This window comes from Allobosea sp. (assembly GCF_017308015.1).
Lineage (GTDB): Bacteria > Pseudomonadota > Alphaproteobacteria > Rhizobiales > Beijerinckiaceae > Allobosea.
The window spans coordinates 210,712-235,751 of the sequence record NZ_JAFKFW010000003.1 but is presented as its reverse complement, the minus strand read 5'-3'; the positions used below and the strand labels follow the sequence as shown (position 1 = coordinate 235,751).

At 66.4% G+C, this 25,040-nt stretch carries 24 protein-coding genes; 12 read left to right on the top strand and 12 right to left on the bottom strand.

Going from position 1 to position 25,040, the window contains the following annotated elements; translation table 11 throughout:
• The first annotated feature begins 51 nt into the window (after positions 1–51).
• The gene (recN, locus tag J0I42_RS04225; RefSeq protein ID WP_291653089.1) at positions 52–1,734 is read left to right on the top strand and encodes a DNA repair protein RecN; all 1,683 of its coding nucleotides are present in this window, start codon (positions 52–54) and stop codon (positions 1,732–1,734) included.
• Positions 1,735–1,738: 4 nt separating this feature from the next.
• Here recN and aidB read toward each other — a convergent pair whose 3' ends face one another.
• A complete protein-coding gene (gene aidB / locus J0I42_RS04220) occupies positions 1,739–2,560 on the bottom strand; it encodes an AidB family quorum-quenching N-acyl homoserine lactonase (protein WP_291653088.1) in 822 nt (273 codons plus the stop codon).
• 309 nt (positions 2,561–2,869) lie between these two features.
• Between aidB and J0I42_RS04215 the strand changes: the two genes are divergently transcribed.
• A complete protein-coding gene (locus tag J0I42_RS04215) occupies positions 2,870–4,882 on the top strand; it encodes a DEAD/DEAH box helicase (RefSeq protein ID WP_291653085.1) in 2,013 nt (670 codons plus the stop codon).
• Positions 4,883–5,072: 190 nt separating this feature from the next.
• On the opposite strand, the gene J0I42_RS04210 is transcribed toward J0I42_RS04215, so the two are convergent.
• Complete coding sequence (locus J0I42_RS04210) at positions 5,073–5,216, bottom strand: hypothetical protein (RefSeq protein ID WP_291653083.1); 144 nt, start codon at positions 5,214–5,216, stop codon at positions 5,073–5,075.
• A 154-nt stretch (positions 5,217–5,370) separates the two neighbouring features.
• Positions 5,371–6,162, bottom strand: a complete 792-nt coding sequence (locus tag J0I42_RS04205) for a DUF2189 domain-containing protein (RefSeq protein WP_291653082.1) — start codon at positions 6,160–6,162, stop codon at positions 5,371–5,373.
• 213 nt (positions 6,163–6,375) lie between these two features.
• Here J0I42_RS04205 and ligA point away from each other — a divergent pair, with 213 nt between their 5' ends.
• Complete coding sequence (ligA, locus tag J0I42_RS04200; RefSeq protein WP_291653080.1) at positions 6,376–8,541, top strand: NAD-dependent DNA ligase LigA; 2,166 nt, start codon at positions 6,376–6,378, stop codon at positions 8,539–8,541.
• Between the two features lie 152 nt (positions 8,542–8,693).
• Here the strand turns inward: ligA and J0I42_RS04195 are convergent, their stop codons facing one another.
• Positions 8,694–9,668, bottom strand: coding sequence for an AraC family transcriptional regulator (locus J0I42_RS04195; protein ID WP_291653078.1), 975 nt, complete (start codon positions 9,666–9,668; stop codon positions 8,694–8,696).
• A 96-nt stretch (positions 9,669–9,764) separates the two neighbouring features.
• Here J0I42_RS04195 and J0I42_RS04190 point away from each other — a divergent pair, with 96 nt between their 5' ends.
• The 4 genes from J0I42_RS04190 (at position 9,765) to J0I42_RS04175 (ending at position 13,010) form a co-directional block, all read left to right on the top strand.
• Positions 9,765–11,009, top strand: a complete 1,245-nt coding sequence (locus J0I42_RS04190; RefSeq protein WP_291653076.1) for an MFS transporter — start codon at positions 9,765–9,767, stop codon at positions 11,007–11,009.
• Positions 11,010–11,138: 129 nt separating this feature from the next.
• Complete coding sequence (locus tag J0I42_RS04185) at positions 11,139–11,969, top strand: AraC family transcriptional regulator (protein WP_291653075.1); 831 nt, start codon at positions 11,139–11,141, stop codon at positions 11,967–11,969.
• Between the two features lie 31 nt (positions 11,970–12,000).
• Positions 12,001–12,714: an AzlC family ABC transporter permease gene (locus J0I42_RS04180; protein ID WP_291653073.1), complete on the top strand. Its 714-nt coding sequence runs from the start codon at positions 12,001–12,003 to the stop codon at positions 12,712–12,714.
• Positions 12,711–13,010 (top strand): AzlD family protein, encoded by a 300-nt coding sequence (locus J0I42_RS04175; RefSeq protein WP_291653072.1) that lies wholly within the window; start codon positions 12,711–12,713, stop codon positions 13,008–13,010. Before J0I42_RS04180 ends, J0I42_RS04175 begins: the two co-directional genes overlap by 4 nt.
• 109 nt (positions 13,011–13,119) lie before the next feature.
• Here J0I42_RS04175 and J0I42_RS04170 read toward each other — a convergent pair whose 3' ends face one another.
• Complete coding sequence (locus J0I42_RS04170; RefSeq protein WP_291653070.1) at positions 13,120–14,955, bottom strand: aminopeptidase P family protein; 1,836 nt, start codon at positions 14,953–14,955, stop codon at positions 13,120–13,122.
• Positions 14,956–15,252: 297 nt separating this feature from the next.
• On the opposite strand from J0I42_RS04170, the gene J0I42_RS04165 reads away from it, so the two are divergent.
• Together J0I42_RS04165 and J0I42_RS04160 are read left to right on the top strand one after the other, a co-directional pair.
• Positions 15,253–15,495: a hypothetical protein gene (locus J0I42_RS04165; protein WP_291653068.1), complete on the top strand. Its 243-nt coding sequence runs from the start codon at positions 15,253–15,255 to the stop codon at positions 15,493–15,495.
• 56 nt (positions 15,496–15,551) lie between these two features.
• Positions 15,552–15,680 (top strand): hypothetical protein, encoded by a 129-nt coding sequence (locus J0I42_RS04160; protein WP_291653067.1) that lies wholly within the window; start codon positions 15,552–15,554, stop codon positions 15,678–15,680.
• 46 nt (positions 15,681–15,726) lie between these two features.
• Here the strand turns inward: J0I42_RS04160 and J0I42_RS04155 are convergent, their stop codons facing one another.
• Complete coding sequence (locus tag J0I42_RS04155; RefSeq protein WP_291653065.1) at positions 15,727–16,674, bottom strand: 50S ribosomal protein L11 methyltransferase; 948 nt, start codon at positions 16,672–16,674, stop codon at positions 15,727–15,729.
• Positions 16,675–16,771: 97 nt separating this feature from the next.
• Here J0I42_RS04155 and J0I42_RS04150 point away from each other — a divergent pair, with 97 nt between their 5' ends.
• Complete coding sequence (locus J0I42_RS04150) at positions 16,772–17,545, top strand: GGDEF domain-containing protein (RefSeq protein WP_291653063.1); 774 nt, start codon at positions 16,772–16,774, stop codon at positions 17,543–17,545.
• A 12-nt stretch (positions 17,546–17,557) separates the two neighbouring features.
• Here the strand turns inward: J0I42_RS04150 and J0I42_RS04145 are convergent, their stop codons facing one another.
• Positions 17,558–18,313: an SDR family oxidoreductase gene (locus J0I42_RS04145; protein ID WP_291653062.1), complete on the bottom strand. Its 756-nt coding sequence runs from the start codon at positions 18,311–18,313 to the stop codon at positions 17,558–17,560.
• Between the two features lie 102 nt (positions 18,314–18,415).
• On the opposite strand from J0I42_RS04145, the gene J0I42_RS04140 reads away from it, so the two are divergent.
• Complete coding sequence (locus J0I42_RS04140) at positions 18,416–18,835, top strand: winged helix-turn-helix transcriptional regulator (protein ID WP_454033848.1); 420 nt, start codon at positions 18,416–18,418, stop codon at positions 18,833–18,835.
• A gap of 4 nt (positions 18,836–18,839) precedes the next feature.
• On the opposite strand, the gene J0I42_RS04135 is transcribed toward J0I42_RS04140, so the two are convergent.
• From J0I42_RS04135 to J0I42_RS04115, 5 genes are read right to left on the bottom strand one after another with little or no spacing between them, the layout of a single operon-like run.
• Positions 18,840–19,262: a GNAT family N-acetyltransferase gene (locus J0I42_RS04135; RefSeq protein WP_291653060.1), complete on the bottom strand. Its 423-nt coding sequence runs from the start codon at positions 19,260–19,262 to the stop codon at positions 18,840–18,842.
• Between the two features lie 42 nt (positions 19,263–19,304).
• Positions 19,305–19,592, bottom strand: coding sequence for a type II toxin-antitoxin system HicB family antitoxin (locus tag J0I42_RS04130; RefSeq protein WP_291653057.1), 288 nt, complete (start codon positions 19,590–19,592; stop codon positions 19,305–19,307).
• Between the two features lie 13 nt (positions 19,593–19,605).
• Positions 19,606–20,328 (bottom strand): hypothetical protein, encoded by a 723-nt coding sequence (locus J0I42_RS04125; RefSeq protein ID WP_291653055.1) that lies wholly within the window; start codon positions 20,326–20,328, stop codon positions 19,606–19,608.
• A 1-nt stretch (position 20,329) separates the two neighbouring features.
• Positions 20,330–20,827, bottom strand: coding sequence for a Panacea domain-containing protein (locus J0I42_RS04120; protein WP_291653054.1), 498 nt, complete (start codon positions 20,825–20,827; stop codon positions 20,330–20,332).
• A gap of 5 nt (positions 20,828–20,832) precedes the next feature.
• Positions 20,833–23,211: an ATP-dependent helicase gene (locus J0I42_RS04115; protein WP_291653052.1), complete on the bottom strand. Its 2,379-nt coding sequence runs from the start codon at positions 23,209–23,211 to the stop codon at positions 20,833–20,835.
• A gap of 115 nt (positions 23,212–23,326) precedes the next feature.
• Here J0I42_RS04115 and J0I42_RS04110 point away from each other — a divergent pair, with 115 nt between their 5' ends.
• Positions 23,327–24,976, top strand: a complete 1,650-nt coding sequence (locus J0I42_RS04110) for an acyl-CoA dehydrogenase family protein (protein ID WP_291653051.1) — start codon at positions 23,327–23,329, stop codon at positions 24,974–24,976.
• Positions 24,977–25,040: the final 64 nt, after the last annotated feature.

The window sequence follows — 25,040 nt, the reverse complement described above, 5'->3', positions numbered from 1 at the left end:
ATGACGGGCTACCGGCGACCCTGCCAGATCCGGAAACAGGGTTGAGCGCCGATGCTGGCGCAGCTCTCGATTCGCGATATCGTCCTGATCGACAGGCTCGATCTCGGCTTCCATGACGGGCTGAGCGTCCTGACCGGCGAGACCGGCGCAGGCAAGTCGATCCTGCTCGACGGATTCGCGCTCGCGCTCGGCGGGCGCGGCGACGGCTCGCTCGTGCGCCATGGCGAGGCACAGGGCCAGGTCAGCGCGGTTTTCGATCTGCCGCTGACGCATCCCGCCCGCAGGCTTGCGCAGGCGCAGGAGATCGACACCGACGGCGACATGATCCTGCGCCGCGTGCAATATGCCGACGGACGCACTCGCGCCTTCATCAACGACCAGCCGGTCTCCGTGCAGATCCTGCGCATGGTCGGTGCCGCGATCGTCGAGATTCACGGACAGCATGACGACCGCGCGCTGACCGATCCGGCCCAGCACCGCGCGATCCTCGACGGCTTCGGCGGGCTGGAGGCGCAGGCTGAAGCGGTCGCCGGCGCTAGCGAGACGTTGAAGCGGGCGCGGCAGGCCCTGCAGTCGCAACGCCTGCGCGTGGAAGCGGCGCGCAAGGAAGCGGGTTTCCTGCGCCATGCCGTGGAGGAGCTCGCCAAGCTCGCGCCACAGGCCGGCGAGGAGGACGAACTCGCCGCCACCCGCCAGGGCATGATGCAGGCCGAGAAGGTCGCGCGCGACCTCAACGAGGCCTATGAGGCGGTCGGCGGGCAATCCTCCGCCGTGCCGACGCTCGCCGCGGTGCTGCGCCGGCTGGAGCGCCGCGCGAGCCAGGCGCCGGAGCTGGTCGATCCCTCGATCGCGGCGCTCAACACCGCGATCGTCGCGCTGGAGGAGGCCGGCGAGGCGCTCGCCGCGGCAACGCGGGCCGCGGAATACGACCCGCGCGAACAGGAGCGCGTCGAGGAGCGGCTGTTCGCTCTGAGGGCAGCGGGCCGCAAATACGACGTGCCGGTGGACGGGCTCTCCGTGCTGGCGGCGACGATGGCGAGCGATCTGGCCGCGCTCGACGAGAGCGAATCGTCGCTGTCGCGGTTGGAAGCCGAGCTGAACGAAGCCGAAGCGGCCTTCGTCGGGCTGGCGCAAGCCCTCTCAAGGGCACGGCAGGCGGCTGCAGCACGCCTCGATGCGGCCGTGAAGGCCGAGTTGCCGCCGCTGAAGCTGGAGCGGGCACGCTTCATCACGCGGATCGACAGCGACGAGAATGCGCGCGGGCCGGAAGGCTTCGACAAGGTCGAGTTCTGGGTCGAGACCAATCCGGGCACGCGGCCGGGGCCGATGATGAAGGTCGCTTCGGGCGGGGAGCTCTCGCGCTTCATGCTGGCGCTCAAGGTCGTGCTGGCCGAGCGCGGCTCGGCCCCCACTCTGGTCTTCGACGAGATCGATACCGGCGTCGGCGGGGCGGTGGCCGACGCGATCGGCGAGCGGCTGGCGCGGCTTGCCGGCCGGGTGCAGGTGATCTCGGTGACGCATGCGCCGCAGGTCGCGGCCAAGGCCGGCCAGCACTTCCTGATCGCCAAATCGGCGGAGGAGGGCGAGGCGTCGCGCACCGTGACGCGCGTCACTGCGCTGGAGGATCAGGCGCGGCGCGAGGAGATCGCGCGGATGCTGGCCGGCGCTTCGATCACCGAGGAAGCGCGAGCGGCCGCGGGGCGCCTGCTGCAGGCGGCGGGGCTGCGCGGCTGAGAGCTCAGGCCGGCTGCAATTCGTAGCCCGCGCCCTTCTTCGCCACCCGTCTGAAGCCGTCGACATGCCCGCCGGAGACGAGCCAGTTCTCGTGCGCGGCGCGTTCCAGGATGCCGCGACGGGAGGCCAACGCGGTCGCAGCGTCGAAATCATAGACGAAGCCGATATCCGGGTCGCAGGCTTGGAGATCGGAAAGATGCAGCGCATCGCCCCAGAGCAGCAGGCTCTCGTCCTGGCCCTCGATGAGATAGCCGCTATGGCCGAACGTATGGCCAGGGAGCGGGATCAGGCTGATGCCGGGCCGAACCTTACCCGCCGGGGCGGGGCGGATGCGGCCGGCATAGAGCTTCTTCAGCGTGACCGTGATGGCGAAGGCGCCCTGCTTCTTATCCGGGGTCCGTGCGCGATTGGCGTCGTCGCCATAGAAGCCGAAATCGGCCTCGGGTACGATGATCTCGGCCTCCGGAAACCGTGCCTTGTCGCCGTCGAACAGGCCGAGCGCATGATCGCCATGGAGATGCGTGATCAGGACGCGGGACACGTCTTCGGGCACGATCCCCGTGGCGGCCATCGCGGCAGGCGCATGGCCCATCGCCGCGCCCCAGGAGGGGCCGGTGCCGGCATCAACCAGCGTGATCCCATCCGCTCCCTTCAACGCGAAGCAGTTCACGATGATGCTGACCTTCGGCTTGCCCCAGCGCGCGATAGCACCGTCGCGGGCGATTTCGCCATCGGCATGGATCAGCACGTCCAGCGGCGCCTCGAAGACGCCATCATGCAGGACCGAGATCTCGTAGGTGCCGACGCGGCGGGAATGCTGGACCATGATGTTCTCCGCTTCGGGTATCGTGCGCGTCCGGCCCGACTCAGCCCTGCGCGAGGCGCAGGAATGCCGCATTTCCTTTTGTAGCGCTTTGCTTTATGAGCCGCTCTCATCCGATGGTGCAGCTGCCCGTTAGATCGCCATGCGTCCCTCGGGGCGCCTTGGGGGGCGGTCTAATTATTTGTTTTGGCATCGGATTCTCTGAAAGGTGAATTCCACTTTTCGGTCCGATCGTCTAGTGCCGCCTGAACCCATCGCCCACGCTTCGCGCCGTTCCTTCATCTTACGCCGCAACCCTTAGGCCGTTATCGCATGTCTTTTTCTCTCACGAGCCCGCCGCTCGCGCGCGCGCTCGCCGATCGTAATTACTCCGACCCGACGCCGGTGCAGAGCGCCGTCCTCGAAGACGCCGCCCGCGGGCGCGACCTGCTGGTCTCCTCGCAGACCGGCTCCGGCAAGACCATCGCGTATGGCCTCGCCATCGGCGAGACCCTGCTCGGCACCGCCGAGAAGCTTGGCCCTGCCGCCGAGCCGCTGGCCCTGATCATCGCGCCGACGCGCGAACTCGCCTTGCAGGTGCAGCGCGAACTCGCCTGGCTCTATGCCCAGACCGGCGCGCGGGTGATCTCCTGTGTCGGCGGCATGGACCCGCGCCGCGAGGCGATGCTGCTCGACGAGGGCGCGCATATCGTGGTCGGCACGCCCGGCCGCCTGCGCGACCATATCGAGCGCCGCCGCCTCGACGTCTCCGCGCTCAAGGCCGTCGTGCTCGACGAAGCCGATGAGATGCTCGATCTCGGCTTCCGCGACGATCTTGAATTCATCCTGAAGACGGCGCCCGAGAGCCGCCGCAGCCTGCTGTTCTCGGCGACCTTCCCGAAGGCGATCGTCCAGCTCGCCCAGAGCTACCAGCGCGACGCGCTGCGTATCGAGGTGGAAGCGACCCGGCGTGGCCATGCCGACATCGCCTACAAGGCCGTGCGCGTCTTCCCGAAGGAAGCCGAGCTCGCCGTCGTCAACCTGCTGCGTTTCCACAATGCACCGGTGGCGCTGGTCTTCTGCAACACCCGCAATGCCGTGCGCCATCTCGAGGCGATCCTGCTGGAGCGCGGCTTCACCTCCGTCGCGCTGTCGGGTGAACTCGGCCAGAACGAGCGCAACGCGGCGCTCCAGGCGCTGCGCGACGGCCGGGCGCGGGTCTGCGTCGCGACCGATGTCGCGGCGCGCGGCATCGACCTGCCGGGGCTCGACCTCGTCATCCACGCCGAGCTGCCGAACGATTCCGAGGTGATGCAGCATCGCTCGGGCCGCACCGGCCGCGCCGGCAACAAGGGCACGAGCGTCCTGCTCGTGCCGCAGTCACGCCGCCGCAAGGCCGAGCGCCTGCTGATGGAAGCCAAGGTCGAGGCCGAATGGATCGGCCCGCCGACCGAGGAGGAGATCCGCGCCCTCGATCAGGAGCGCCTGCTCTCCGATCCGCTGCTCAATGGCGACGGCTCCGAGGATGATGCCGGCATGATCGATGCGCTGATGGCGGGCCGCGAGGCGCGCGATATCGCCGCTGCCCTGGTGCGGCTGTATCGCGCCCGCCTGCCGGCGGCGGAAGAGGTGGGTGATCCCGGTTTCGGCCGCGACGAGCGCCGCCCGGCTCGCACGAATGAGGATTATGCTGCCAAGCGCCGCCCCTTCGGCGCCGGGCGCGACGAGGGCGAGGATGGCGAGCGTCCGCGCAAGCCCGCCGGCCCGCGTGGCGACACCGTCTGGTTCCGCCTCGATATCGGCCGCAAGCAGGGCGCCGACCCGCGCCAGCTTCTGCCGATGCTGTGCCGCCGCGGCCGGATCACGCGCGACGAGGTCGGCGCGATCCGCATCTTCGACCGCGAGACCAAGGTCGAGATCGATGCCGACGTGGCTGATCGCTTCTACGATGCGGTCCGTATTCCGGATCGCGACAAGATCGTGATCGAGCCCACGACCGAAGCCGAACGTCGTCCGGCCAAGGCCTTCGCCGACAAGGCCGAACGCCCGGCTGCGCCGCGCAGGAGCTGGGGCGACGAGCCGGCTGCCGGCGAGGACCGGGGGCCGCGCAAGCGCTTTCCGCCGCGCGACGGCGACCAGCGCGGGCCGCGTGACGAGGAGCGCAAGCCCTATCGTGCGGAAGGCCGCCCGCCACGCGACGAGGCACGCCCGCCGCGCCGCGACGATGGCAAGCCCGGGGGCGGTTTCAAGAAGCCGTTCGCAGGGAAGGGCAAGCCTTTCGCCGGCAGGCCGGATGGTGCCAAGCCTTTCGGCAAGGGCAAGCCGCGCGGTGGCCCGCGCGGCTGAGCCTCAGCCTTTATAACAAGTCGCCGTCATCCCCGACGAGCCGCGCAACCGCGCCGGCCCGGAAACCGTCATAAGGTGCAAGCGCCTGAGGACGGCTTCTGGGACAAGCCCGGGATGACGAAGCGGCTGTCGGAAATGATTTGGGATTCAAGCCACGCCGGCGAATGGCGCGGGCTCTCGCTCCTGTTTCTCAGCGCAGGCCGAGGAAGGAGAGGATGGCGAGCACGACCACGATGAGACCGACGATATAAATGACGTTGTTCATGAAAGCCCCCTGATGGAACAGAGCCGTGCGGCTCGATCTGGCAGGAGGTGAACCCGTTTCGGGGTTCAAAGGTTCCCGCCGGGGCCCCGGGGTGGTGCCGGCATGGACGCGTTGGCGATGCTCGGGCCTGACCCGAGCATTCCGGAAACCCGCTACTCTTCTCGTGATATCCTCGGGTCGAAGCCGCGTTCCGCCCGAGAATGCCGGCGATGGTTCGGAAGGCTCAGGCGACGACCTTGCGGTAGAGATGCCAGGTAGCGTGGCCGAGCACCGGCATGACCACGATCAGGCCGACCAGCATCGGCAGGCAGCCAAGCACGAGGAGGCCGGTCACCATCAGGCCCCAGATCATCATCACGCGCGGATTGGCCTCGACGGCGGCGATCGAGGCGCGGATCGCCGTCGGCGCATCGACATGCCGGTCGATGATCAGCGGGAACGACACGACCGAGATCGAGAAGGCGAGAATGGCGAGCAGCAGGCCGATCGCATTGCCGATCACGATCATGATCCAGCCGTCAGCCGTCGTGAACACGGCGCGCAGGAAATCGGCGGTGGAGACATCGGCGGGCAAGCCGAGCAGGCCGCGATAGAGGAACCAGGCGCTGAAGAGCCACCCGAGGAAGATCCCGGTCAGCATCGCCCCGAGCAGCACGATCTGCCCGATCGAGGGCGAGCGCAGCACCGCGAAGGCGTGCATCCAGGATGAGTCGATGCCCTTTTCGCGGCGGCGGCTGATCTCGTAAAGCCCGATCGCGGCGAAGGGGCCGAGCAGCGCGAAGCCCGAAAGCAGCGGGAAGAGCAGGGGGAAGATGTTGTAGCTCACGGTGAGCTGCGCCAGCAGGATGCCGGCAACGGGATAGATCAGGGCGATGAAGACGAGGTGGCTCGGCTGCGCCTTGAAATCCTCCCAGCCGCGCAGCAGCGCCTCGTTCAGGTCCCGCGTGGTGATGGTCCTGATGCGCGGCTGCGTGAGCGAGACAATATCGTGAACTGTGCCGTCGAGATTGGCCATGGCGTGTCTCCCGGTTCCGGCCCGGTTCGCCCAGTGGCTGTCGACTTGATCCTTGGCGTCAACGGCCTGCGGCGTCGAGCTTCCAATTCCCAGCCTGGAAATTATACCCGCGAATGCCCGGTTTGTCGCAGGCTTTCGAGGCGACACCGCCTTGCGCTCGCAGCAAAGCCTGCTGCCCTTTCTCGTCACGCGCATCTCGCCTAATGGTTTGCCATGAGCGACGCCGAAGATTCCGCCCCCTCCGAAACGCCGATCGCGGAGCTGACGCCACGCAAGGCGAAAGCCGAGCACAAGCTGCTCGCGGCCGAGGTGCAGGCTGCCAACGACGCCTATTTCCAGGACGACCAGCCGATCATGGACGATGCTGCCTATGACGCGAAGCGTCGCCGGCTTGTCGCTCTGGAAGAAGCGTTTCCGGCGCTGACGCTGGAGGGCGGTGTCAGCAGCAAGGTCGGCGCCAAGCCGTCCGGCAAGTTCGCCAAGATCCGGCATCGCGTGCCGATGCTCTCGCTCGACAATGCCTTCTCGGACGAGGCCGTCGCGGAGTTTGTCGGCCGGGTCTACCGCTTCCTCGGACGCAAAGAGGAGGACGGCATCGCCTTCACCGCCGAGCCGAAGATCGACGGGCTTTCGCTCTCGCTACGCTACGAGAAGGGCGAGCTGGTCGCGGCCGCAACGCGCGGCGACGGCGAAGAGGGCGAGGACGTCACGCTGAACGCCCGCACCATCTCCGAAATTCCCGGGACGCTCGCCGGGCCGGATGTGCCGGAGATCGCCGAGGTCCGTGGCGAGGTCTATCTCGGTCATGCCGATTTCGCAGGGATCAACGAGCGCCAGCGCGAGAAAGGGCTGCCCGAATTCGCCAATCCGCGCAATGCGGCGGCGGGCTCGCTGCGGCAACTGGATATCAGCGTCACTGCCTCACGGCCGCTACGCTTCTTCGCCTATGCCTGGGGCGAGATGCCGGTTCTGCCGGCGTCGACGCAATGGGGCGTGGTCGAGGCGTTCCGGCGCTGGGGCTTCCGCACGAACCCCTTGATGAAGCGCTGCGAGAGCGTGGCGGAGCTGATCGCGCAGTATCGCCTGATCGAGAGCCAGCGTGCGACGCTCGGCTACGATATCGACGGTGTGGTCTACAAGGTCGACGAGCTCGCGCTGCAGGCGCGGCTCGGCTTCGTCTCGCGGGCGCCGCGCTGGGCGATCGCGCATAAATTCCCGGCGGAGCTCGCGACGACGGTGCTGGAGGCGATCGATATCCAGGTCGGCCGCACCGGCGCGCTCTCGCCGGTGGCGCGGTTGAAGCCGGTGACTGTCGGCGGCGTCGTCGTGACCAATGCGACGCTGCATAACGAGGACTATATCCGCGGTTTTGATTCCAGGGGCCTGCCGATCCGCGACGGCACCGATATCCGCATCGGCGACACGGTGACGGTGAAGCGGGCGGGCGACGTGATCCCGCGCGTCGAGGCGGTCGACCTCGCCAAGCGGCCGGCGGATTCGAAGCCCTATGAGTTCCCGACGCTCTGCCCGGCCTGCGGCAGCCACGCGACGCGCGAGCTCAATCCGCGTTCCGGCAAGGAAGACGCCATCCGCCGCTGCACCGGCGGCCTGATCTGCCCGGCGCAGGCGGTCGAGCGGCTCAAGCATTTCGTCTCGCGCGATGCGCTGGATATCGACGGGCTCGGCGACAAGCAGATCGAATTCTTCCATGGCGATCCCGACCTGCCGGTGCGGGAGCCCGCCGATATCTTCACGCTGGCTGCGCGCGATGCGGCCAATCTCAAGAAGCTCAAGGACAAGGAAGGCTTCGGCGCGGTCAGCGCCAAGAAGCTGTTCGATGCGATCGAGGACCGGCGTACTCCGCCGCTGAACCGCTTCATCTTCGGGCTCGGCATCCGCCATATCGGCGAGACGACGGCACGGCTGCTGGCGCGGCATTACGGTTCGTTCGAGGTGCTGCGGGCGGCGGGCATCGCCGCTGCCGACGAAGCCTCGCCCGAGCGGCAGGAACTGGACGCCATCGACAGCGTCGGCCCGACCGTGGTCGAGGCGCTCGTCGAATTCTTCGGCGAGCCGCATAACGAGGAACTGCTCGATCGGCTGCTGAAGCAAGTCTCGCCGCAGCCGCTGGAGGCGGTCGCCTCGGCCAGCCCCGTTGCCGGCAAGATCGTCGTCTTCACCGGCGCGCTGGAACGGATGACCCGTGACGAGGCCAAGGCGATGGCCGAGCGGCTCGGCGCCAAGGTCGCGGGCTCGGTCTCGTCGAAGACCGACCTGCTCGTGGCAGGGCCGGGAGCGGGGTCAAAGCTCAAGGATGCCGCCAAGCATGGCGTCGAGGTGATCGACGAAGCCGGCTGGTTCGATCTGGTGGGTGGGTAGGTAACTGTCCATTCTCCGCTGTCATCCCGGGCGGAGCGAAGCGAAGACCCGGGATCCATTCCGGAACCATTATCGGGAGCGCTCCGGAATGGATCCCGGATCGCCGCCGCTACGCGGCTTGTCCGGGATGACGGCGTGGAGAGGGCGGATATTTACTCCGCCGCTTCCGCTGCCGGCGTGAACATCGCCATGGGCGGCGCTTCGCCCGCCGTCCGGACCTGACTCGGTGCCAGCCCGGTGATGCGCTTGAAGGCGCGGCTGAACGAGGCTTCCGACTCGTAGCCGAGGCGCTGGGCCACCACTGCGATCCGCAATTTGTCGCGGGCGAGCCATTGCCTTGCCTGATGCATCCGCACCTGCGCGACATAACGGGCCGGCGTCTCGCCGACGACCGCGGCGAAGCGCTCCGCGAAGCCGGAGCGGGAGGCGCCCATCAGTTCGGCAAGGCTTTCCACGGTCCAGTCGGTTTCGGGATGGGCGTGGATCGCGGCCAGTACCTTGCCGATCACCGGGCAGCGCGCCGCCGCGACCCAGCCTTTGGCGGCGCCGCAGCCACGCTCGACCCAGGCGCGGATGATCGCCGCCGCCAGCACGTCGGCGAGGCGGGCGAGGATGCCGCCGGCTCCGACCCGGTCCAGCATCACCTCGCGGCCCATCGCCTCCAGCAGATGCGGGAGGCCTGGCTCGTCGGCGATGAAATCGCTCATCCGCATCAGGTCCGGCATCAGGCGCAGCAACGGGTGGTCGAGATCGACATTGAAGGTCATGCGGCCGGTGAAGAGCAGCATATGCTCGCCCGTGCCGCCGCCCTTGACATCGAAGACATTGCCATAGGCCTCCAGCACCCGGCATTCGCAGGGTGGCGAAGCGAGGGCTTTGGGCGAACTGGCGAGGACATGGCCGCCCCCGCGGGGCAGCAGCACGGTGTCGCCATCGGCGAGCTCCAGCCATTCACCGGCCGGCGTCTTCAACCAGCAGCCGCCGCGCGAGATGAAATGGAAATAGGCCTGCTGGGTCGGCGGGTAGACGATGCCCCAGGGCGCAGCCAACTGGCAGCGGCTGTAATCGACGCCGTCGAGCCTCAGTCCGCGGAGCATCTCGGTCAGGTGGTCGGCAGAAGCGGTCATGGCAACTCTGGACGAACGGTCATGATATGCGGATGATATAGCATGGAAACTCCACGGGGCCACGCCCATCTTCCGGCGACCTCATGGAGAGACCCCATGTCAGATTCCCTGTCCGCCACTGCCCTTGAATTCGACGACAGCACCGAGGAGGCCCGCGACAAGCCGGCCTGGGCCGCCGTCACCTCCCTGACCTTCGGCGTCTTCGGCCTCGTCACGGCCGAGTTCCTGCCGGCGAGCCTGCTGACCCCGATGGCAGCCGATGTCGGCGTTTCCGTCGGCGCCGCCGGGCAGGCGGTGACCGCGACCGCGGTCGTCGGCGGCATCGCCGGCCTCGCCGCGGCCATCGTGACACGCGGTATCGACCGGCGCATCGTGATCTGGTCGCTGACCGGCCTGCTGATCGTGTCCAGCATCATCGCCGCCGTGGCGACCAATCTGCCGACACTGCTCTTCGCCCGCGTGCTGCTCGGCATCGGGCTCGGCGCTTTCTGGTCGATGGTCGCGGCGACCGCGATGCGGCTCGTGCCGCCCCGCGCCTTGCCCAAGGCGATGTCGCTGATCTTCGCCGGGGTCTCCCTCGCCACTGTCAGCGCTGCGCCGATCGGCGCCTATCTCGGCAACGTGATGGGCTGGCGCTTCGTGTTCTGGCTCTCGGCGCTGGTCGGCGTCGCGGCGCTGGTCGTCCAGATCGCGGTATTGCCGCGCCTGCCGGCGCGCGGCTCGCCCGATATCCGCACGCTGTTCCGCCTGCTCGGCCAGCCCAGCATCGCGCTCGTGCTCGCCGGCATCGTCGTGGTGATCTCCGGCCATTTCGCGGGCTTCACCTATATTCGCCCCTTCCTGGAGCAGATCCCCAGGCTTTCGGTCGAAGCGATCTCGTTCGTCCTGCTGGCCTATGGCGTCGGTGGCTTCTTCGGCAATTTCGCGGGCGGGGCGATCACGGCACGCAGCGCCAAGGCCTCGGTTGTCTTCGGTGCCTTCCTGATCGCGCTGGTGGGCGTGAGCCTGCTCTTCGTCGGTGCGTCGCCGCTTGCCTCGGCCATCGCGGTCGGGCTTTGGGGCTTCGCCTTCGGCGCGTTGCCGGTCGGCTTCCAGACCTGGCTGGTGCGCGTCGCGCCGGAAGATGAGGCCGAATCGGCCGGCGGTCTGATCGTCGCGGCCTTCCAGATCGCGATCGCGAGCGGCGCCGTCTTCGGCGGCCTGCTGGTCGATGGCTTCGGGACGCTCGGAGTCATCGCTTATGCAACCGTCGCGACGCTGGTCGGCGGAGCAGGCGTGCTGCTGCTGGGCTCCAGGAGCCCCGAGCGTGTCGGGGCAGGAGCCGCCGCACACGCTCTCTAAGGCTCTGTCGAGAGCGGCAAAACCGATCGGGCGCGTGATGTGCCCGATCACTTTTCTTCAAGACAGCAACGGGGCGAGAGGGTCTATGCTTGCACCATGGAAGCAGTCACCCACGTTGAGACATTAGGCTTGGAAACGCTCGTCGCCGGCGAGCGGGCAAAGCTGTTTCCAGCCGCACGCTTCGGTGGGCTGGATTGCCTTGCCGCAACCTTCCGCAGCCACGCGTACGCGCCGCACCAGCACGACAGCTATGTCATGGGCGCCATCGAAGCTGGCTGCGAAACCTTCCGGGTCCGCGGCGTGCGTCACTATGCGCGGCCGGGTCAGATCACTTTCGTCAATCCGCTCGAGACGCATGACGGTGAGCCCTATGGGCCGGGCTACAGCTACCGCATGACCTATCCCGAGGTCGGGCTGATCCGCGAGGTGGCGGCTTCACTGAGTGGCCGGGATGCGATCGGGACGCCGTTCTTTCCACAGCCTCTGGTCGAGGATGCCGAGGGCGCGGCGCTCTTCGCAGCTGCTCATCGTGCGATCGAGGATGGCGGGGACCAACTGGCTGGCGAGGAAATGCTGTTGCGCTTCTATGCCCGCTGCCTGACGCATCATGCCGATCTCGCCGCTCGGCCGGTGGGCGTGGAGAGCGGGTCCGTTGCTCGGGCCCGCGAAGTCTTCGAGACCCGCTATGAAGAGGATCTGTCGCTGGCCGATCTGGCACGGCTCACCGGCTTGCCGCGCCACCACCTGATCCGCGCCTTCCGGAGCGAAACCGGGCTGACACCCCATGCCTATCTGGTCGATGTCCGTGTGCGGCGAGCGCGCGAGCGATTACGGCGCGGCGAGATGCCCGGCGAGGTCGCGGCGGCGACCGGATTCTGCGACCAGCCGCATCTGACCCGTGCCTTCAAGGCCCGCTTTGGCGTCACGCCCGGAGCCTTCCGCGCGGCGCATGCCGCCTGAGACCGGCACATTCTTCGAAAGAACCCATTGCATGTCCACGATCCGCGACGACATCAGGCGCGGCCTGAACGATATCTGGCCGGCTGCGGTGGCTGCGGCGCCCATCGGGCTGCTCTTCGGCGCGGTCGCGGCCAGCAAGGGGCTCTCGCCCCTCGAAGTCTTCCTGATGAGCCTCATGGTCTTCGCCGGCGGGGCGCAGTTCGCAGCGATCGAACTCTGGGCGAGCCCCGCGCCGGTCGCCGCGCTGGTGTTCTCGACGTTGCTCATCAATGCGCGTCATGTGCTGATGGGGGCTTCTCTTGCGCCGAAGCTGCAGGGCTTCAGCCGCTGGCAGAAATTCCTCGGCCTCTACTACATGGCCGACGAGAACTGGGCGCTGGCCGAGAAGCGCGCCCGCACCCACCGCCTGACGCCGGCCTACTGGTTCGCGATGGTCATCCCCTTCGTCGCGGGCTGGCTGATCAATTCTACGCTCGGCGCGATGATCGGTGCCGTGCTGGGTGACCCCAAGCGGCTCGGCGCCGATTTCGCCTTCACGGCGCTGTTCATCGCGCTCGTCGCCGCTTTCTGGAAGGGACGGGTGACGTTCTGGACGGTGGCTGCGGCCGGCATCGCCTCGGCCGTGACCTATCGGCTCGTCGGGCCGCCCTGGCATGTCGCTGCGGGGGCTCTGTGCGGATTGCTTGCGGCGTGGCTCGCGGCGGGCAGCGAAGAGCAGCCGGTCACCAAGGAGGCCGAGGCGTGAGCGTCGATCCGATCAATCTTCTCGCCTTCCTGGGCATGGCGATCGTGACCTATTTCACGCGTGTCGCCGGGCTGGCATTGGCCGGGCGACTCAGCCTCTCGCCGCGCGCGCAGGCAGCTTTCGACGCGATTCCGCCGGCTGTGCTGATCGCGGTGATCGCGCCGAGCGCACTTGCGACCGGCTGGGCGGAGACGGCGGCGGCGGCGGTGACGGCACTCGCCGCGACGCGGCTGCCCTTGCTGGGCGTGGTCGCGGTCGGGGTTGTTGCGGTGGTTGGGTTCAGGATGGTGCTCTAGCAAGCGCGCCGTCATGCTGGCCCTTGTGGCGAGTATCCACGTTTTGAACGCGACCTTCGACCAGCGAAGACGTGGATGGTCGGGACGAGCCCGACGATGACGTGGGGTTCTAAAGCGGCCGGCAGGCCTGCTCCAGCCACGCCTTCGCCTCGCCCTCGACCTGCGGCGAGAGTTTTTCCCAGACCTTGGCGTGATAGGCGTCGATCCAGGCGATCTCGCCGGCATCGAGCATGTCCTTCTCGATCAGGGCGCGCTCATAGGGGCACCAGGTGATCGTCTCGAAGCCGTAGACCGTCCGCTCGGCTCCGGGGATCCGGCGCTCCTCGACGACGATCAGGTTCTCGATGCGGATGCCGTATTCGCCCTGCTTGTAGTAGCCGGGCTCGTTGGAGAGAATCATGCCCGGCTCCAGCGGCGTGGTGCCGAGCTTGGAGAGGCGCTGCGGCCCTTCATGCACCGAGAGATAGCTGCCGACGCCGTGGCCGGTGCCGTGATCGAAATCGAAGCCGCCCTGCCAGAGCGGCAGCCGGGCGAAGGCGTCGAGCTGCGCGCCCGAGGTACCCTTGACGAAGACCAGCCGCGAGATCGCCACATGCCCCTTGAGCACGCGGGTATAGCGGTCGCGCATTTCGGCCGTGGGGGTGCCGATCACCATGGTGCGGGTGATGTCGGTGGTGCCGTCCTCGTACTGGCCACCTGAATCGACCAGGAAGATGCCCGGCTCCAGCTTGCGATTGCTCGCCTCGCTGACGCGGTAATGCGGCAGCGCCGCATTGGGGCCGGCACCGGCGATGGTGGTGAAGGAGACGTCCTTGAGCAGGCCGGTCTTCAAACGCTCGGCCTCGAGCGCGGCGACGGCGTCAATCTCGGTGAGGCCGCCTTTCGGCGCCTCGCGTGCCAGCCAGGACAGGTAGCGCACCATGACGGCGCCATCGCGCAGATGGGCGTTGCGGGCGCCATCCAGCTCGGCTTCGTTCTTGCGCGCCTTCATCAGCGCGATCGGATCGGAGCCCGCATCGGGCGTGCCGCCGGCGTCGCGGATCAGGGTCGCCAGCGCCGAAGCGGCGGTCGCGGCATCGAGCCGGACCTTGGCTTTGGCCGCGCCGAGTTTCGCGATCTGCTTGTCGAGTTCGGCCGGAGGCGCGATCTCGCCGACGGCGCCGATCGCATCGCCGGCCTCGTTGGTGATCTTCTCCGGCGCGAGGAAGACGGTCGGCCGGCCTTCACGCGGGACGATGGAATAGCCGAGCGGCAGCGGCGTGTGCTCGACATCGCCGCCGCGGATATTGAAGACCCAGGCGAGCGCGTGCGGATCGGAAACGACGAGTGCGTCGACCCTGGCCTCTGTCAGCGCCTTCTGGATACGGGCGAGTTTCGCGGCGCTGTCCTCGCCTGCGAAGGCGGCCGGATGCGCCTTGATCGGTGCGGCCGGCGGGGCAGGGCGGTCGCTCCAGAGTGCGTCGACCGGATTGGCCTTGACGGCGACGAGGCTGCCGCCGGCCGCGGCCGCTGCCTTTTCGAGGCGGGCGAGGCCGTCCACCGTATGCAGCCAGGGATCGTAGCCGAGCTTGCCGCCGGCCGGCAGGTTCTGCTCGACCCAGCGCTCCAGCGGCGTCTCCTCCATGCGGGCCGGCGTGACGACGGTGGTGTCGGTCTGCTCGGCCGACTGGATGGTGTAGCGGCCGTCGACGATCAGCGCCGCCTTGTCGGACAGCACCACCGCATTGCCGGCCGAGCCGGTGAAGCCGGTCAGCCAGGCGAGGCGGGCCATGTGAGCCGGGACATATTCGCCCTGATGCTCATCGGCGCGCGGGATGACGAAGCCGTCGAGTCCCTGCGCTGCCAGCGCCTTGCGCAGGGCGGCGACGCGGCCGGCGACGAGCTTCGGATCGCTCGGCTCGGAGAAGGACTGGAAACGGCAGGTCGGCAGGATCGAATCGGTCATGGCGGGGTCCGGCTTGGGTCGCGGCATCGTTGCCTCGCGTTCGCGAAAGCGCCAGCGCAAATGCGTCGGCCGCGAGCTGCCCGTTCCGTGGGACGGGGCAGCCTTCCTGCTCCGCATTGTGCCGATTGGTTATGCAATCTGCGCAAACATTAATGGATATGGACGGATCGCATGCGTTTTCTGCATATCTTGCATATGCGAACATATCTTCTCGCAAGTGCGAAATGACCCCACCTTGGTCGCATAAGAGAACGAGGAAGCGACCGGGACTGTCCTTCGTTTTTCGGAGATGGACCCATGACTTACGTGTTGGATAATGCCGACCTGCTGCCTGTATCGGCTCGGACCCGCGGCGAAACCCGCGCCAGCAAGCCTGGCCTGATGCAACGCTTCTACGCCGCGCTCGTCGCGAGCCGCCAGCGCTCAGCAGCTCGCGAACTGCGCGCCCGCAACCTCCTCGTCAACGAGGCCGAGATCGTGCTGGGCGGCTACCCGTCCGCGACGCTGTCAAGCGACGTCTCCCTGCCTTTCAACCGCTGAATTCATGCCGCCGCGGCCTCGCGCCGCGCAGCAGGCAACCTTCAAGGACCTTCATCATGATCGCCATCATCAAGCACATCTACGAACAGATCGCCGATGCCGCGAAGTTCGCCGCCGCCGTCTGGCACGATGCCCGCAGCCTGCAGGCCGATGCCGAGAAGAAGTACGGCTATATCGGCTTCTGAGCCGAACGCGTAACGGCCTCGCGCTTCCCCGAGGAAGCGCAGGAGGTCAGACAAGGCGGCGTGGCCTCTGGGCTGCGCCGCCTTTTTTCATGACCAGCGTCGCCCAACCTTCGCGCAACGAATGGCTGGCGAGATAGACGCCCTGATGCCGGTAAGCCGAGACGACGCCGGCGACGTCCATCGCCAGCAGGCCTGACAGGATCAGCGTGCCGTTCGACGAGAGCACGCGCGCGATCGACGGGGCGAGCCGCTTCAGCGGGCCGGCCAGGATATTGGCGAAGACGAAATCGAAATGGCCGGGGCGCCAGGCCTTGGCGTGGCGCAGGCCCGGCGCGACATAGAGATCGAGCGCGTTCGGCGCGTGGTTGAGCCGGGCGTTATGGGCGGAGACCTCGACCGCGACCGCGTCGATATCGCCGGCGACGACCTTGCGCTTGATCTGCTTGGCGAGCGCCAGCCCGAGAATGCCGGTGCCGGTGCCGATATCGATGCCATGGCGCGGGCGGCGCTTCTTCAGCTCGGCATCGAGCGCGAGCAGGCAGCCGGCGGTGGTCCCGTGATGGCCGGTGCCGAACGCGAGCGCGGCCTCGATCTCGATGGCAACGTCATTGGTGCGGACCACGTGCCGGTCATGCGCGCCATGGACGAGGACGCGGCCGGCGCGCACGGGCTTCAGCCCGTCCAGGCTGTTGGCGACCCAGTCCTTGGTGTTGACCGTGGTGAAGGGCGTGATGTCCACGAGTTCGCCGACGATGGGGCGCAGCAGATCGCGCACCGCGTCCTCGTCGGGCGGATTGGCGAAATAGATCTCGACCTTCCACGGGATGTTCAGCGACAGCGTGGTGATCCCGTCCTCGACCTCGAAGGCCGAGATCGCGGTTTCGGTCGGGTCGAAAATCTCTCCCAGCAATTCGGTGAGGGCCCGGGCCTGTTCGCCCGAGGTGGAAAGTTCGAGGACGGTCGCGACCGTCGCTGGCAGGAGGCCTTCACGCATGGCGCCGGCTTAGCAGGCGCCCCCGCCGCTGTCATCGGAAATGGCCGGGGCGGCGCTGCTAAACCCCCCGTTCAGTATTCGCTGCTACCCGCGGGGCATGACGGCCTCGACACGCGCGATCATTCTGAAGGCAAGCCTCGCGACATTGCTGTCGATCGCGGCTTCGCTTGCTCTGGCGCTGACGGTGGTCCCGATGCTCGGCGGAGTCGTGGACGGCACTGCCTGGCTGATGTGCATCCTCTGCCCGCTCCTGATCGCCTGGCCGGCGAGCGCCTGGCAGTTCCGGCAGGCGCAGCGCCTGAAGGACGCACATGGCGAGATCGCGCGGTTGCATGACGAATTGTCGGCGACGCATGAGGCCTTGCTGGAAAGGGCGCGCCGCGATGGCCTGACCGGGCTGCTGAACCGCGAAAGCTTCCTTGCGGAGCTGGAGAAAGCGGTGGCCGCTGGCGGCGAAGGAACGCTGCTCTTCATCGATGCCGACCACTTCAAGCAGGTCAACGACCGCTTCGGCCATCCGGTCGGCGACGACGCCTTGCGAAGGCTGGCGCGGACGATCGTGGAAGCGGTGGGCGAGGGTGGCCTCTCCGGCAGGCTCGGAGGCGAGGAGTTTGCGGTTTGCCTTCCGCAGATCGACCTTTCGGAGGCAAGAGCCGTTGCCAAACGGATACTCGATGCTGTCCGGCGCCTCAGGATCGAGACGCCGGGTGGCGCGGCTGTCAGCCTGACCGTGAGTATCGGTGCCGCCGGCTGGGCCGGCGGCATGATGCTCGCGCATTTGATCGCCGAAGCAGACGCGCAGCTCTACCGTGCGAAGATGCAGGGCCGGAATCGGGCTGTCTGCGCTTCGAACATGGCTGCGGTGGCGTGAGGAGCGCCCGCCTCAGGTGCGCTGCGCGTTCAGCGCCGCGAAGACCTGACCGAAGGTGCCAGTCGCCTCGGCGAAGCGCAGCGGCTTGCAGCGCTCGACGATGACCTCGGTGGCCTCGGGCTGGGTTTCGAGGATCGTCATCACCTCCGTGATGAAATCGGCGAGGGGCATCGCGGCTGGATCGACAGCCTGATGAGGGCCGAGCAGCTCGGTCTGCACATAGGGCGGTGCGATCTCGATGACCTCGACCGATGTACCCTTGAGCTGCTCGCGCAGGCCGATCGACCAGGAATGGATCGCGGCCTTGGTCGCGCTGTAGGTCGGGGTCGCCGCCAGCGGCACGAACGCGAGGCCCGACGAGACGGTCAGCACCGCGGCGCGCGGCTGCTTCAGGAGATGCGGCAGGAGCGCCGTCGTCAGGCGGATCGGTCCGAGCAGGTTGGTCGCGACCGTTTCCTCGGCGATGGCGAGGTTGTCGGCGGCCGGGACGTTCTCCGGCTTCATGATGCCGGCATTGTTGATGACGGCATTGAGGCTCGGGAAGCGCTCGGCGGCCCTTTGAGCGAAGGCAGCGATATCGGCCGCTTCCTGGATGTCGAGCAGCATCGATTCCATACCGGGATTGTTGGCGGTGACCGCATCGAGCACGGCTTCGCGGCGCCCGGCGATGACGACCTTGTTGCCCTTGGCGTGCAGCGCCTCGGCCAGCGCCCGGCCGATGCCCGAGCCGCCGCCGGTGACGAGGATGGTGTTTCCGGAAATTTTCATGGCAAGACCCTCTCGTGGTTGCGCGAGACGAGATGGCGCCCATACTCTTCAATGGAAAGAAGGCGCTTGGAAGTGCCATACGCACCAAAAGGAGAGTGTGCGATGCAGGCGATCCGGGCCGCCATGGCGGCGATGCATCAGCGCAGCGAGGCCATCCCGCCGGTCAGTCCGGCGGTGGAGTCGCTGGTGCGGCAGGTCATCGCGCAGGTGGCGGACAAATGGACGATGCTGGTGCTGGAAGCGCTGGAGGAGCACGGCACGCTGCGCTTCACCGAGGTCGGCCGTATCGTCGGCGGCATCAGCCAGAAGATGCTGACCAAGACGCTGCGCGAGATGGAGCGCGACGGGCTCGTCATTCGCACCGTCCATCCGGTGATCCCGCCGCATGTCGACTACACGCTGACGGAGCTGGGGCGCGAACTCAGCGCCGCCTTCTGCGGCGTCTGGACCTGGGCCGAGACCTACTACGCCGAGGTTTCGGCAGCGCGAAAAGCGTTCCGCGAGCGGGAAGGCGGGGCTTGAGCGCTCAGAGGTCCTTGGTCAGGTAGATGCGGGTCGCGCCCGGCGGCTTGGGGGCGATCTCGCCAAAAACCTGCCAGCCGAGCTTCTTGTAGAACTCCGGCGCCTGGAAGCTGATGGTGAAGAGCACGGCCTTGCTGCAGCCGCGCCTGCGGCCTTCCTCCTCGGCCATGGCGAGGATGCGGCTGCCGATGCCGGTGCCGCGCAGGCTTTTCGGCAGGTAGACGGTATCGATGAAGAGCAGGCCGAGCGAGGTGCGCCCGGCGAGCCCGCCGATCGGCTTCCCCGTTTCCGGATCGCTGATGCGGATCTGCAGTTCCTGGCGATCGTGCCGGCCGATCGCCGCGTCGTTATAGTCTTTCAGGCCTTCGCCGAGCAGCTTGCGGAAAGCGTCGTCTTCGGCGTCGGTGAGGGTGATCTCGGGAGGCATGGTCGGTCGGATCGCTGAAGCTGCGGCAGGGACGAGCCGCTTCTACTCCGCTGCTGGCTGCAGCGATAGGCCGGGTGCCGGGATCAGAGCTATGGCGTGTGCGGCCATGTCTGCGGAAGTCTCTGGATCGCTGCGCAATTCGCTGGACGTCCGGGCGCGGGGGGCTGAACCGCCTTGAGCTTCGATCCAGAGTGCAACTGCCTCGGGAGCATTGAGCAAGGCTTCATCCAGCGTATCGCCGGCCGCGAAGCAGCCGGGCAGATCGGGAAACCAGACGCCGACGGCATGGTCAGGGCCGGCATCCTCGATGATGGCGACGTAGAAACCCATCTTAGCGCTGGGCCTAACCTTCCGGAAAAAGTGGCAGGTCGCTGCCTGGAGACTGAGTGGGCCGTTCGGAATCTGCTCGCTCTTTGGAAACAGGCTCCTTTGCTAGGAAATAAGCTTCTACGAATTTCTCAAGCTCTTGTGCTAGCTCTTTGTCTGAAAGGCTATGAAAGTCCTTTCTATTATACACTCGTGCGCCACGAGTTGTGCTTCCAGTTGGGCAAGAGAGGTCAACAAAATCAAGGTCGAGTGATCTAAAATCTGAACGGCCGAACATCTCTCGTTCAAGGATTGATATAAAAACTCTCCCTGGGATGCCATTCAATTTCCCGGGTGTTTTCCAGAAGCTTGGCCAAAACAATCGGGGGCGCCTAGCGTCAATCAGAACAAACGGAGGATTGACTGGAACATACAGGCCGCGTCCGATGGGGAACAGCCGAGGATCGACGCGGATCGCTCCAGAAAAAGAGTTCTCTTTGATATATTTTGATAACGCCTGAAGCGCAGCCAAATTATGTTTGGCGTTTTTAGGTTTCAAAGTGGCTTTGATAGCTTTCTCGATCTGTTCGGCGTCAATTCCCAGTTGGAATCGATCGAAAAGCCATTGTGTCCGAAGCGTTTCATAGCTGATGCCACTTCCGCCGCCGGCTCGTTTCTCAATCCTCTTTCGGATGTCGGCAACAGTTCCGCCGCAATGTGTCGAGAAATGCTGAACAGTCGGAAGTTTCAAATTGGCCAATTCATGCTCCCGCTTTTGACCACGAACTCCTAAAATAGGCCCTCATACTCTCGTTCGAGATTTTCATCCCAACATTCAATCGCCCTGCATGATGCCATGTCTCGTACCATGGCGAGCCTTCCATATGGCTCCAATCCACAAGCTTTCCAGAGGGAACGCGGGAAAAAAAATCAATGACTGGCAAAATCCGATCTAACTCATCGCTGGTTATTGTTTTTGGAAATATCTCTGTTTTTCCAGTCAAAAAATCTGTGGTTGTTGCTCGGCTTGTTATTCTCTCGGAGCCATGTTTTTTGAATTGATAGTATATCTCTTTAATTACAGGCCCATACTCCCAAGCTTCAAATCTGTCCATTAATAGATCTTCATTTGTGAATTTATAATTCACGCCATTTACAAAGTATAATATTTTATTAAGTGATAGATTTGAGATATGTAAATTTAAATATTCCGATCTATCAAGTATTATATTGGCTATCTCTCTGGCGTCGCGGGGCATAATTGCTAGCCCGCCTTCTGCACGAACGAGTCGAGCACCATCTTCCGGCCGGCCTTGTCGAAATCGACGGTGAGCTTGTTGCCGTCGACGCTGGCGACGGAGCCGGGGCCGAACTTGACGTGGAAGACGCGGGCGCCCTCGCCATAGGCGGATTCGCCGGATGATTTCGCGGTCAGCTCGCCCTCGATCAGCAGCGGACCGCGCTGGCGCGAGCCGCCGCCGAAATTGCCCTGGCCGAAGCCGCGGCCGCTTTCCGAGAAACCGCTGCCGCCGCCATTCCTCGCCCGGTTCTCCTGCGCGCGCTGCCAGCCCGGCGTGTTGTAGCTGGAGCCGAAGCTCTCCATCCGGTCGAAGCGCGAGGCGCCGTAGCCGCCTTGGCTATAGCTGGTCGGGGCCTGCTCGACCTCGACATGTTCCTCCGGCAGTTCGTCGATGAAGCGCGAGGGCAGGCTGGTCTGCCAGAGGCCGTGGATGCGCCGGTTCGAGGCGAAATAGAGCTTCAGCTTCTTGCGGGCGCGGGTGAGGCCGACATGGGCGAGGCGGCGTTCTTCCTCGAGGCCGGCGCGGCCACTCTCGTCGAGGGCGCGCTGGTTCGGGAACAGGCCTTCCTCCCAGCCGGGCAGGAAGACGGTGTCGAATTCCAGCCCCTTGGCAGCGTGCAGGGTCATGATCGAGACGCGCGCCTCGGCCTCGCCGTCCGCGAGGTCCGTCACCAGCGCGACGTGCTCGAGGAAGGCGGGCAGGTCGGGGAACCCGTCGAGCGAGCGCACCAGTTCCTTGAGGTTTTCCAGCCGCCCGGCGGCGTCGGCCGACCGGTCTTTCTTCCACATTTCGGTATAGCCGGACTCTTCCAGCACCAGCTCGGCAAGCTCGCCCTGGGGCATGTTCTCGGCGTTGGCCTGCCAACGGCCGAAGGCCTCGACCAGCTCGCGCAGCGACGTGCGAGCCTTGGACTTCAGCTCGTCGCTCTCGACTGCGGCGCGGGCCGACTGCATCAGCGAGAAACCGGTGGCGCGGGCGTGCTCGTGCAGGAGCCGGACCGTCGTATCGCCGAGGCCGCGCTTGGGCACGTTGACGATGCGCTCGAAGGCGAGATCGTCGGTGGCTGAGACCACGCAGCGCAGATAGGCGAGCGCATCGCGGATTTCGGCGCGCTCGTAGAAGCGCGGGCCGCCGATGACGCGATAAGGCACGCCGGCCTGGACGAAGCGTTCCTCGATCTCCCGCATCTGGGCGGAGATGCGCACGAGCACCGCGACCTCGGCGAGATTGTATTTCTTGGCCTGCATCGCCTCGATCTCGTCGGAGATCAGGCGCGCTTCCTCCTGGCTGTCCCACGCACCGGTGATGGTGACCTTCTCGCCGAGCGCGTCTTCGGTGCGCAGGGTCTTGCCGAGACGGCCTTCGTTGCGGGCGATCAGCTTCGAGGCGGTCGCGAGGATATGGCCGGTGGAGCGGTAGTTGCGCTCCAACCGGATCACCGTCGCACCTGGAAAATCGTGCTCGAAGCGCAGGATGTTGTCGACCTCGGCGCCACGCCAGCCATAGATCGACTGGTCGTCGTCGCCGACGCAGCAGATGTTGCGGCGGCCCTGCGCCAGCAGCCGCAGCCAGAGATACTGGGCCGTGTTGGTGTCCTGATACTCGTCGACGAGGATGTAGCGGAAGCGGTCGTGATAGGTCTGGAGCACGTCCGGATAGTCGCGGAACAATGTCAGGCAGTGCAGCAGCAGATCGCCGAAATCGACGGCGTTCAGCGCCTTCAGGCGCTCCTGATAGGCGGCATAGAGCTTGCCGCCCTTGCCATGGGCGAAGACGGCGGCTTCGCCCGCGGGCACATCCTTGGGCGCGAGACCGCGATTCTTCCAGCTATCGATGAAGCCTGCCAGCATGCGGCCGGGCCAGCGCTTCTCGTCGATGCCCTCGGCCTGAATCACCTGCTTCATCAGGCGGATCTGGTCGTCGGTGTCGAGGATGGTGAAGTCGCTGCGCAGGTCGAGCAATTCGGCATGGCGGCGCAGGAGCTTGGCCGAAATCGAATGGAAGGTGCCGAGCCAGGGCATGCCCTCCGCCACGGGGCCGACGAGATGGGCGACGCGCTCCTTCATCTCGCGCGCCGCCTTGTTCGTGAAGGTGACGGCGAGGATCTGAGACGGGTAGGCGCGGCTGGTCGAGATCAGGTGGCCGATGCGGGTGGTCAGCACGCGGGTCTTACCGGTGCCGGCGCCGGCCAGCACCAGAACCGGGCCTTCCGTCGCCTCGACCGCCTGACGCTGCTCCGGGTTCAGCCCCGCGAGATAGCCGGCCGCCGGCTGCGCGGCAGCGCGCGCGGCGAGGCCGCCGGGGCGGGGCGGGGGAGCGGAAAAGGGGTCTGCGTCGGACAAGGGTGTGCGCTGCTCGTGCGTGATTCGTTCTCCGGCGAATATAGGGCGTCGCCGTCAGGATTGCGCCCTGCCGGAGCGATCATTTTATATCCCGTTCCACAGGGAGGTGGCAGCAATGGCTGAGCTAGGCGAAACGGCGCGCTGGGAGGTCACCAATCAGGTGCCGGTGCTGGCGGAGTACGACGCCTTCGCCGCCGATCCGGTGCTGCCCGGCATCGTCTCGGCCTTCGGAGCCGACTGGGCGCGCGCACGCTTGAGCGAGGCGGGGCGGACGGTCGGTTCGGCACGGGTGCAGGAGCTGGCCTATCTCGCCAATCGTTACCCGCCTGAACTGAAAGCCTTCGACCGTTTCGGCAACCGGATCGACGAGATCGCCTTCCATCCGGCGTGGCATGAGTTGATGGGGCTCGCCATCGGGCAGGAGGCGCATGCGCTCGCCTGGAACCGGCCGGAATCCGGCGCGCAGGTGGCTCGCGCCGCCCTGCAATATCTCTGGTACGGGGCGGAGAGCGGTATCTGCTGTCCGATCAGCATGACCTATGCCGCCGTGCCGGTGCTGAAACCGGATGCGGCCGTGTGGGAGCAATGGGGCTCGCTCGTCACCTCCGACCGCTATGACCCGCGGCAGGGACCGGCCCACCTCAAGACGGGAGCGACCGTCGGCACGGCGATGACGGAGACGCAGGGCGGCTCGGATCTGAGGCAGACTCAGACTTCTGCCGAGGATAATCGCGACGGCACCTTCTCGCTGCATGGGCGGAAGTGGTTCTTCTCGGTGCCGCATTCCGACGTCTTCCTGACGCTGGCGCGCACGGCCGAGGGCATCTCCTGCTTCGCCGTGCCGGGCTGGCTGCCGGACGGCGGGCGCAACGGTATCGCGATCCAGCGGCTCAAGGACAAGGTCGGCAATCGTTCCAATGCCTCTTCCGAGGTCGAGTTCAGAGGCGCGATCGGCCACCTCATCGGCGAACCGGGCCGGGGTATCCGGACTGGCCTGTCGATGAATCACAATTCGCGGCTCGATATCGCGGCGGCGTCCTCCGGGCTGATGCGGATGGCGGTCTCGCTCGCGGCGCATCACGCGCAGCATCGCCGCGCTTTCCAGAAGGCGCTGATCGACCAGCCGATCATGCAGAACGTGCTCGCCGATATCGCCATCGAGGCGGAGGCCGCTGCCTGGCTCGCGTTCCGGCTGTTCGCGGCGCTCGATCGGCAGGAGGTGTCCGAAAGCGAGCGGCTCCTGGCGCGGGTCGGGGCGCCGATCGCGAAGTACTGGATCACGCGGCGCGCGCCGGCCGTCGTCACCGAGGCGCTGGAATGCCATGGCGGCAACGGCTTCATCGAGGAGAACCCGATGGCGCGGCTCTATCGGGAGGCGCCACTCAACGCCATCTGGGAAGGCTCGGGCAACGTCATCTGCCTCGACGTGCTGCGCTCGCTGGCGCGCGATGAGGGGGCGGTCGACGTGCTGCGGGCGGAGCTGATGGCCGCTGCAGGAACGGATCGGCGTTACGATGCGGCGCTGAAGCGGCTGGAGGGCGATCTGCCGGAGATGATGCGCAACGAGGGGCAGGCGCGGCGATTGACCGAGAAGCTGGCGTTGATGCTGCAGGGTTCGCTGCTGTTGCGCTTCGCGCCGACAGACGCGGCGGACGCCTTCATGGCGACGCGGCTTGGGGGGGGCTGGTCAGGGCAGTTCGGCGACCTGCCACTGGGCGTCGATGCGGCGGCGCTGGCGCGGCGGGCGGTTCCGCTGGTGAACTAGACTCTTTTAGCCCGGGTACCCCTTTCCCTCCGAGAGAGGGGTACCCGGGCCTTTTTGTTGGAAC

Bases quoted from the DNA above. Each gene is read 5' to 3' on its own strand.
- J0I42_RS04140 (WP_454033848.1), top strand. From the start codon at position 18,416: ATGCAGGCGATCCGGGCCGCCATGGCGGCGATGCATCAGCGCAGCGAG.
- J0I42_RS04110 (WP_291653051.1), top strand. From the start codon at position 23,327: ATGGCTGAGCTAGGCGAAACGGCGCGCTGGGAGGTCACCAATCAGGTG.
- J0I42_RS04170 (WP_291653070.1), bottom strand. From the start codon at position 14,955: ATGACCGATTCGATCCTGCCGACCTGCCGTTTCCAGTCCTTCTCCGAG.
- J0I42_RS04215 (WP_291653085.1), top strand. From the start codon at position 2,870: ATGTCTTTTTCTCTCACGAGCCCGCCGCTCGCGCGCGCGCTCGCCGAT.
- J0I42_RS04180 (WP_291653073.1), top strand. From the start codon at position 12,001: ATGTCCACGATCCGCGACGACATCAGGCGCGGCCTGAACGATATCTGG.
- J0I42_RS04145 (WP_291653062.1), bottom strand. From the start codon at position 18,313: ATGAAAATTTCCGGAAACACCATCCTCGTCACCGGCGGCGGCTCGGGC.
- J0I42_RS04150 (WP_291653063.1), top strand. From the start codon at position 16,772: ATGACGGCCTCGACACGCGCGATCATTCTGAAGGCAAGCCTCGCGACA.
- J0I42_RS04135 (WP_291653060.1), bottom strand. From the start codon at position 19,262: ATGCCTCCCGAGATCACCCTCACCGACGCCGAAGACGACGCTTTCCGC.
- J0I42_RS04195 (WP_291653078.1), bottom strand. From the start codon at position 9,668: ATGACCGCTTCTGCCGACCACCTGACCGAGATGCTCCGCGGACTGAGG.
- recN (WP_291653089.1), top strand. From the start codon at position 52: ATGCTGGCGCAGCTCTCGATTCGCGATATCGTCCTGATCGACAGGCTC.
- J0I42_RS04165 (WP_291653068.1), top strand. From the start codon at position 15,253: ATGACTTACGTGTTGGATAATGCCGACCTGCTGCCTGTATCGGCTCGG.
- J0I42_RS04160 (WP_291653067.1), top strand. From the start codon at position 15,552: ATGATCGCCATCATCAAGCACATCTACGAACAGATCGCCGATGCCGCG.
- J0I42_RS04120 (WP_291653054.1), bottom strand. From the start codon at position 20,827: ATGCCCCGCGACGCCAGAGAGATAGCCAATATAATACTTGATAGATCG.
- ligA (WP_291653080.1), top strand. From the start codon at position 6,376: ATGAGCGACGCCGAAGATTCCGCCCCCTCCGAAACGCCGATCGCGGAG.
- J0I42_RS04190 (WP_291653076.1), top strand. From the start codon at position 9,765: ATGTCAGATTCCCTGTCCGCCACTGCCCTTGAATTCGACGACAGCACC.
- J0I42_RS04130 (WP_291653057.1), bottom strand. From the start codon at position 19,592: ATGGGTTTCTACGTCGCCATCATCGAGGATGCCGGCCCTGACCATGCC.
- aidB (WP_291653088.1), bottom strand. From the start codon at position 2,560: ATGGTCCAGCATTCCCGCCGCGTCGGCACCTACGAGATCTCGGTCCTG.
- J0I42_RS04155 (WP_291653065.1), bottom strand. From the start codon at position 16,674: ATGCGTGAAGGCCTCCTGCCAGCGACGGTCGCGACCGTCCTCGAACTT.
- J0I42_RS04205 (WP_291653082.1), bottom strand. From the start codon at position 6,162: ATGGCCAATCTCGACGGCACAGTTCACGATATTGTCTCGCTCACGCAG.